This window comes from Tardiphaga sp., assembly GCF_044340795.1.
GTDB lineage: Bacteria > Pseudomonadota > Alphaproteobacteria > Rhizobiales > Xanthobacteraceae > Tardiphaga.
On the sequence record NZ_JBIISY010000280.1, the window covers coordinates 1 to 7,238 of the forward strand.

At 63.7% G+C, this 7,238-nt stretch carries 7 protein-coding genes; 1 reads left to right on the top strand and 6 read right to left on the bottom strand.

What is annotated here, in order from left to right; all coding sequences use genetic code 11:
- From ACIQ17_RS28655 to murJ, 4 genes are all read right to left on the bottom strand, one after another.
- Positions 1-406: NifU N-terminal domain-containing protein (locus tag ACIQ17_RS28655; protein WP_398472804.1), on the bottom strand; the 406-nt coding region annotated here is incomplete at its 3' end.
- A gap of 146 nt (positions 407-552) precedes the next feature.
- Positions 553-1,047, bottom strand: coding sequence for a universal stress protein (locus ACIQ17_RS28660; protein ID WP_398472805.1), 495 nt, complete (start codon positions 1,045-1,047; stop codon positions 553-555).
- A 180-nt stretch (positions 1,048-1,227) separates the two neighbouring features.
- Positions 1,228-2,307: a tryptophan--tRNA ligase gene (gene trpS, locus ACIQ17_RS28665; RefSeq protein WP_398472807.1), complete on the bottom strand. Its 1,080-nt coding sequence runs from the start codon at positions 2,305-2,307 to the stop codon at positions 1,228-1,230.
- Positions 2,308-2,399: 92 nt separating this feature from the next.
- Positions 2,400-3,935, bottom strand: a complete 1,536-nt coding sequence (gene murJ, locus ACIQ17_RS28670) for a murein biosynthesis integral membrane protein MurJ (protein ID WP_398472809.1) — start codon at positions 3,933-3,935, stop codon at positions 2,400-2,402.
- Positions 3,936-4,065: 130 nt separating this feature from the next.
- Between murJ and ACIQ17_RS28675 the strand changes: the two genes are divergently transcribed.
- Positions 4,066-5,067: an adenosine kinase gene (locus tag ACIQ17_RS28675; protein ID WP_398472810.1), complete on the top strand. Its 1,002-nt coding sequence runs from the start codon at positions 4,066-4,068 to the stop codon at positions 5,065-5,067.
- A gap of 206 nt (positions 5,068-5,273) precedes the next feature.
- On the opposite strand, the gene ACIQ17_RS28680 is transcribed toward ACIQ17_RS28675, so the two are convergent.
- Both ACIQ17_RS28680 and ACIQ17_RS28685 read right to left on the bottom strand, forming a co-directional pair.
- The gene (locus tag ACIQ17_RS28680; protein ID WP_398472812.1) at positions 5,274-6,353 is read right to left on the bottom strand and encodes a CaiB/BaiF CoA transferase family protein; all 1,080 of its coding nucleotides are present in this window, start codon (positions 6,351-6,353) and stop codon (positions 5,274-5,276) included.
- Between the two features lie 169 nt (positions 6,354-6,522).
- Positions 6,523-7,238: FAD binding domain-containing protein (locus tag ACIQ17_RS28685; RefSeq protein WP_398472813.1), on the bottom strand; the 716-nt coding region annotated here is incomplete at its 5' end.

The window sequence follows — 7,238 nt, forward strand, 5'->3', positions numbered from 1 at the left end:
CGTCATTGGCCACGGCCGGGCGCACGCGGGTCTCGATCAGGTCCTTGATCGTATCCACGGTCTCGGCGTCGTCATCGTCGAAGAACTCGTCCTCGTCCGAAACGTCGCCCTCAGGCGCACTGCCGTCAGCGAGCAGCGGCGCGCCGGACATGTAGTGTTCCATGATGGCGCCGAGGATCGCCGGCTTGAGGTGCTGCCAGTCGCTGTCGTCCTTGGTGACGGTGACGAAATCGGCGCCGTAGAACACGCCGGTGACGCCCTGCACGGCGAACAGCTTCTCCGCCAGCGGCGAGCGCGAGGCGGCCTCGGCGGAGGTAAATTCCATGGTGCCGCTGGTCAGCACATCCCGGCCCGGGATGAACTTCAGCGTGGCGGGATTGGGGGTGGCTTCGGTCTGGATGAACATCGGTCTCTCCTGCGTCGCCGGTTCAAGGCCGGCGCGTGGGGTGTCCGTAGCAGATGGCGATGAAAAAGGCACGAATCAAGGGAGTTTGAGCTGTCATTCCGGGGCGCTGGCGGCGTCAGCCGCATGCGAACCCGGAATGACGTGTTTTACGACAGCCCGTCGATATCCAGATCCGTCAGGCTGCCCGGCACCACCACCACCGGCACCGGGAAGGTGCCGACCATTTTCGAGATCATGGTCACGATCGGCCCCGGCCCTTCCGCCCCGGCCGACGCCGCCAGCACCAGCATGGAAATGTCCACGTCCTTGTCGATCACATCGAGGATCTGTTCGGTCGGCTCGCCCTCGCGGATCACACGCTCGGGCGTAATCGCAGCGAGACCATTGGCGCGGCCCGAGGCGCGGTCGAGCGCGGCATTGGCGCCCTCCTCGGCTTCCGCGCGCATCACTTCGGCGACGCCGAGCCATTGCTGATTGCGGTCTTCGGTCTCGATCACGCGCAGCATCACCACGCCGCCGCCGACACGCACCGCCCAGCGCGCGGCATAATACACTGCGCGATCCCATTCCTCGCTGTCATCGACGACCACGAGGCATTTCGGCTTGTGGCCGCTTTCATAACTTCGGCGTTGCGTGCTCATGCATGTCCCGATGTGAGAGCATGATCCCGAAAAGTGGGTGCCGGTTTTCGGATCAGATCATGCTCAGACAAATAAGTCCTTATCTCCATGCTGCCACGGCGCATGCGCGTTCGACAAGCGCGACGCAAGCATGAGCCTGCATCGCGCCAATTGTGGCGAAGACATGGAGAGGAGTTTGAATTACCGTTTGCGCACAAAGCCCATGATGTCCTTGACGGACGTCATGGTCTCGTCGGCAATCGCGCGTGCGCGGTCGCTGCCATCGGCGAGCACCGCATCGACATAGGCGTGATCGGCCGACAGCTTCTTCATCTCGTTCGCGATCGGCGACAGCTTCTCCACGGCGAGATCGACGAGATTCGCCTTGAAGCCGGAGAACTGCGCGCCGCCGAATTCGCTGAGAATATCGGCCTTGGCGCGGCCTGACAGCGCCGCATAGATGCCGACGAGATTGTCGGCCTCCGGCCGCGGCTCGAGGCCCTTCTCTTCGGACGGCAACGGCTCCGGATCAGTCTTCGCCTTGCGGATCTTCTGCGCGATCGCATCCGCGTCATCGGTGAGATTGATGCGCGAGTAATCCGACGGATCGGATTTCGACATCTTCTTGGTGCCGTCGCGCAGGCTCATCACGCGCGTCGCCGGTCCCGTGATCACAGGCTCGGGCTGCGGGAAGAAGGGGCCGGCGTGGCCCTGCTTGGCGATGGATTCGGCGAAGTCGTTGTTGAACTTCTGCGCGATGTCGCGCGCGAGTTCGAGATGCTGCTTCTGGTCCTCGCCGACAGGCACATGGGTGGCGCGGTAGAGCAGGATGTCGGCGGCCATCAGCACAGGATAGTCATAGAGACCGACCGACGCGTTCTCGCGATCCTTGCCGGCCTTCTCCTTGAACTGGGTCATGCGGTTCAGCCAGCCGAGGCGGGCGACGCAATTGAAGACCCAGGCAAGCTCGGCGTGACCGGCAACCTGGCTCTGGTTGAAAATGATCTGCTTCTTCGGATCGATGCCCGAGGCGATGAAGGCGGCTGTGACTTCACGGGTGCAGCGGCGGAGTTCTTCCGGACCACCCCAGACTGATGGCGCCACGGTGACGGCGTGCAGATCCACGACGCAATACAGGCAGCTATACTGCTCCTGCAATTTGACGAAGTTGACGATGGCGCCGAGATAATTGCCGAGATGCAGGTTGCCGGTCGGCTGGACGCCGGAAAAGACGCGCTGGGTGAATGCGGGCGGGGTGGATGCCGTTGGAGCAGATGACATAACCTAGTTCCTTCTGCGCCCGCGGGTGGAATGCGGGCCGGCGCGTCCCATGCCATAGCCGCCGCGCGGCGTCCATGACCAATGTCGTGAAGTCAGACCGCGGGTTTCCTGAGCGCGGCGCGGAAATCCCGCCAGCGCAAGGCGCCGGTAAGCAGAAGTGGCACGGCGTAGATGGCCAAGCCGCAGGCAATTTGTAGCGCCACCAAGACCGCCTGAGCGAGCTTGTGATCGGCACTCGGCATGGTTCTTGTGAGCAGCCACAACAATCCGCCCATCGCCAGTGCAGCCAGCATGATGATCGGCAGCCTGAGCTTCGCATCGGCATCGATCGCCCAACCAAATGAGCGGCCACCCTGGATCATCAGCACAATCGCACTGCTCCATGCCGCCAGCGCAATCGCCATCGCGATGCCACTGGCACCAAACGCGCCAAGTGCATAAGCCGCGACGATCGCGACCACCAACCCGATCACCGTCGCCAGCAGCGGCACATGCGTATTCTCACGCGCAAAGAATGCCGGCGACAGCGCCTTGATCAGCACATGCGCCGGCAGCGCGAGCGCGAGCCACACCATCGCCTGCGCCGTAGCCGCCGTATCGCGTGCCGTGAAAGCACCATGTTCGAACAGCAGCCGCACGATGGGTGTGCTCAAGACGATCAATCCCAATGTCGCCGGCAGTGTGAGCCCGAGCGCCAGCTCGATTCCGCGCGATTGCGCATGGGTCATCAGCGCATGATCATTCTCACGCGCCGCACGTGTCAGTTCGGGGATCAGCACCGTGCCCATCGCGGTGCCGACGATGCCGAGCGGCAGTTCGATCAGGCGATTGGCGAAGTAGAGCCACGATACCGCCGACGGCATCGACGACGCGATGATGGCCGCGCCGACAATGAGGAGCTGCGGCCCCGAACTGGCGACCATTCCGGGCAGCGCCTTGCGCAAAAATCCACGCATCTGGCCATCGAGCGACAGCCGCAAGGGCGCCGCAAGCCTGCCGCTGTGTTGCCGCAAGAAAAGCAGCGACAACTGCAGAAACCCGGCAATTCCAACCGTCGCCGCCATCACCATAGCGGCAGTGGTCGCTCCTTGCGGAAACACCAGCAATAGCGTCATCACCGCGATCAGCGCGCCATTGAACAGCAATGGCGAAAACGCGGTCAACGCAAAGCGCCCTCGCGCATTGTAGAGCCCCATCATCACCGTGACCGGCCCAGCAAAAGCGAGATAAGGCAGCATCAGCCGCGCGTTATCGACGGCGACCTGCAACGTTGGCTCGCCGATGAATCCGGGTGCGACAAGCGCAATCACCATCGGCATCGCCAAGCCGATCAAGACCGCCGCAATGACAACGGCCGCACCGATCGTACACAGCACGCGCCCCGCAAAGGCTGCGGCAGCTACCGGTCCCTCGAGCGCATTGATGCGTGCCCATGCCGGGATCAGCGCCGCATTCAGCGCGCCCTCGGTGAGCAGGCGCCGGATCACATTGACGAGCTGAAACGCCACCAGGAACGCATCCGCCACCGCACCCGCACCCAACAGCGCCGCGACCATGGCGTCGCGCGCAAAGCCGAGCAGGCGCGAGGCCAGCGTGCCCGTGGAAACCATCAAAATCGAGCGGATCATGGAACCGTCACGGGGGAGGCATCCTTGCTGGCGCCGGGCGGGGTGTGATAGTCGCAGCCTTCAGGCCGCAGCGGGATGAGTTGAAGACCATTCGCCCCGCCCCCGCAATCGCCGCAACGGGATAATCTTAATGACTTCAGCGAAATACGACGTGCTTGCTATCGGCAATGCGATCTTCGACGTGCTGGTGCAGACCGACGACGCGTTCCTGGCCACCCATCAGATGAACAAGGGCGGCATGGCGCTGATCGACGAAGCCCGCGCCAAGGCGATCTATGACGCGATGGGCCCGGCCACGGAAATGTCCGGCGGCTCGGCCGCCAACACCATTGTCGGCCTCGCCAGCCTCGGCGCCAGCGTCGCTTATGTGGGCAAGGTCAAGGATGACCAGATCGGCACGCTCTACACCCATGACATCCGCGCGGCCGGCGTGAGCTACGAGACCAAGCCCGCTGCAGCCGGCCCTGCCACCGGTTGCTCCTACATCCTGGTGACGCCGGATGGCGAGCGCACCATGAACACCTATCTCGGCGCGGCACAGGACCTGACGCCGGAAGACATCGATCCGGCCGCGATCGCGGCATCGCATTATGTCTATCTCGAAGGCTATCTATGGGACCCCGCCAGCGCCAAGGAAGCCTTCATCAAGGCCTCGAAGATCGCCCATGATGCCGGCCGCAAGGTGGCGCTGACGCTGTCGGATGCCTTCTGCGTCGGCCGCTATCGCAGCGAGTTCCTCGACCTGATGCGCAATGGCACCGTCGATATCATCTTCGCCAACGAGTCCGAGCTGAGCTCGCTCTACGAGACTGAGGACTTCGATGCCGCGCTCGGTGAGCTGCGCAAGGACATCCGTCTCGGCGTCGTTACCCGCAGCGAGAAGGGCTGTGTCGTCGCCTCGAGCGAGGGTGTCGTCGCAGTGCCGGCGCACAAGATCGAGAAGCTGGTCGACACCACCGGCGCCGGCGACCTGTTCGCGGCGGGCTTCCTGTTCGGTCTCGTGCGCAATGCCGGCTATGAAAATGCCGGCAAGCTCGGCGCGATGGCCGCAGCGGAAGTGATCCAGCACATCGGCGCCCGTCCGCAGGTGTCGCTGAAGGAGCTGGCGAAGAAGAACGGTCTGCCGGTCTAATACTAACACCGAAGCCAATGGTCTCCCTCCCCCAAGCGAAGCGCAGTGGGGAGGGGCCGCCGATAGGCGGGGGTGGGGTCTTTCCCCACATGGCGTCGGAGTGTGGGGAGGCACCCCACCCGTCTCGATGCTCGCTGAACGCTCGCTTCGATCCACCCTCCCCAGTCGCTTCGCTCCGGGGAGGGATAAGCGGAGCGCCTTCGCTTCTAACTCGCCCAGCCTTTCACAGCCTCACCCAACTCCGCCTTCACCGGCGCCCGCGCCGCTGACGGCGTGCGTGAGAATCTCGGTGCCGGGCCCGGTTGCGTCGCGCCGTCCTGCTGGATGAAGACGTTTCGCGCCACCATATGCGGATGCCTGGTCGCCTCCGTCATCGTTAGCACCGGCGCAAAACACACGTCCGTGCCTTCCATGATCTTGCACCACTCATCGCGGCTCTTGGTCTTGAACACCGCGACGAGCTTGTCCTTCAGCGCCGCCCACTGCTTCTGATCCATCTGCGCGTCGAAGCAGCTCTCGTCGAGCCCCGCGAGCTCGCGCAGCTGCGCGTAGAACTGCGGCTCGATCGAGCCGATCGAGATGAAGTTGCTGCAGCTGCATTCATAGACGCCGTAGAAATGCGCGCCGCCGTCCAGCATGTTGGCTTCGCGCTCTTCCTTCCAGCGGCCGGCCGCCGTCATGTCGAAGAACATGGTGATCAGCGAGGCCGCCCCGTCGCACATGGCCGCGTCCACCACCTGGCCCTGGCCGGATTTGCTCGCTTCCAGCATCGCGGCAAGCATGCCCATGACGAGATACATGGAGCCACCACCGAAATCGCCGACAAGGTTGAGTGGCGGCACCGGCTTGTCGGCGCCGCCGATGGCAGCAAGGGCACCGGTGATGGAAATATAGTTGATGTCATGGCCGGCGGCCTGCGCCAGCGGACCGTCCTGGCCCCAGCCGGTCATGCGGCCATAGACCAGTTTCTTGTTACGGCCGAGCACGACATCCGGTCCGAGGCCGAGGCGCTCCATCACGCCGGGGCGATAGCCTTCCACCAGCGCATCGGCGCTATCGAGCAGCGACAGCACCTGCGCGATGCTGGCCTTGTCCTTGAGATCGACCTCGACAACCTTGCGGCCACGCGCAGCCGCGCCTTTCGGCATCTGCCTGGGGCGCACCAGCGTGATGACCTCGGCGCCCATATCGGCGAGCAGCATGCAGGCGAAGGGGCCAGGGCCGATGCCGGCGAATTCGACGATGCGGGTGCCCTTCAGCGGGCCGGAGAGTTTGGTGGTGGTCACTGGCGTTTCCCATGTTGATGCGATCCCGATCGAGATCGTCCGCTTTGGGAAAAACTGTGAACGCCGTCGCTGACGAGAGCAAGACGCTTTTGGGCGCAATCCTGCATGCGCCCATGCTGCGGCGCTGCACAATGCGCGTCGTGACGCGCATTGTGCGTTGCGCGGAATGTCAGCCCGCAGCCTCCACGGCGCGCTGTGCCATCACCTTGATGAGATTGGCGCGATAGGCGGCGGAGCCATGGATGTCGCCCATCAATCCGTCGGCAGAAATCGACACGCCATCGATCGCAGCTGTGGACCAGTTTGGTTTCAGCGCAGCCTCGATCGCCGGCACGCGCATGACACCATCCTGCGCGGCACCGGTCGCAGCGACACGGACCTCCCCGTCCTTCATCTGCGCCACGAACACGCCGGTCATCGCGAAGCGCGACGCGGGATGGCGCATCTTGGCATAGCCGGCCTTGGCAGGGATCGGGAACGAGACAGCAGTAATGATCTCGTCATCTTCGAGTGCCGTCGAGAACAGGCCCTGGAAGAAATCCGCCGCGGCGATATCGCGCTTGTTGGTCTTCACCGTCGCATTCAATGCGAGAACGGCAGCGGGATAGTCCGCGGCCGGATCATTATTGGCCAGCGAGCCGCCGATGGTGCCGCGATAGCGCACGGCGGGATCGCCGAGCACTTCGGTCAGATGCACGATGGCCGGAATGGCTTTCCTGGCCGCGGCGCTCTGCGTGATGTCGTAATAGGTCGTCGCAGCCTTGATGATCAAGGCATCGGACGTGACTTCGATGCCGATCAGATCCTTGATCCTTGCGATATCGATGACATCACTCGGCCCGGCAAGACGCTGCTTCATCACCGGCAGCAACGTGTGCCCGCCGG

What these genes read in the sequence shown, in the direction of transcription:
- ACIQ17_RS28660 (WP_398472805.1), bottom strand. Translation starts at nt 1,047, where the DNA reads ATGAGCACGCAACGCCGAAGTTATGAAAGCGGCCACAAGCCGAAATGC.
- trpS (WP_398472807.1), bottom strand. Translation starts at nt 2,307, where the DNA reads ATGTCATCTGCTCCAACGGCATCCACCCCGCCCGCATTCACCCAGCGC.
- murJ (WP_398472809.1), bottom strand. Translation starts at nt 3,935, where the DNA reads ATGATCCGCTCGATTTTGATGGTTTCCACGGGCACGCTGGCCTCGCGC.
- ACIQ17_RS28675 (WP_398472810.1), top strand. Translation starts at nt 4,066, where the DNA reads ATGACTTCAGCGAAATACGACGTGCTTGCTATCGGCAATGCGATCTTC.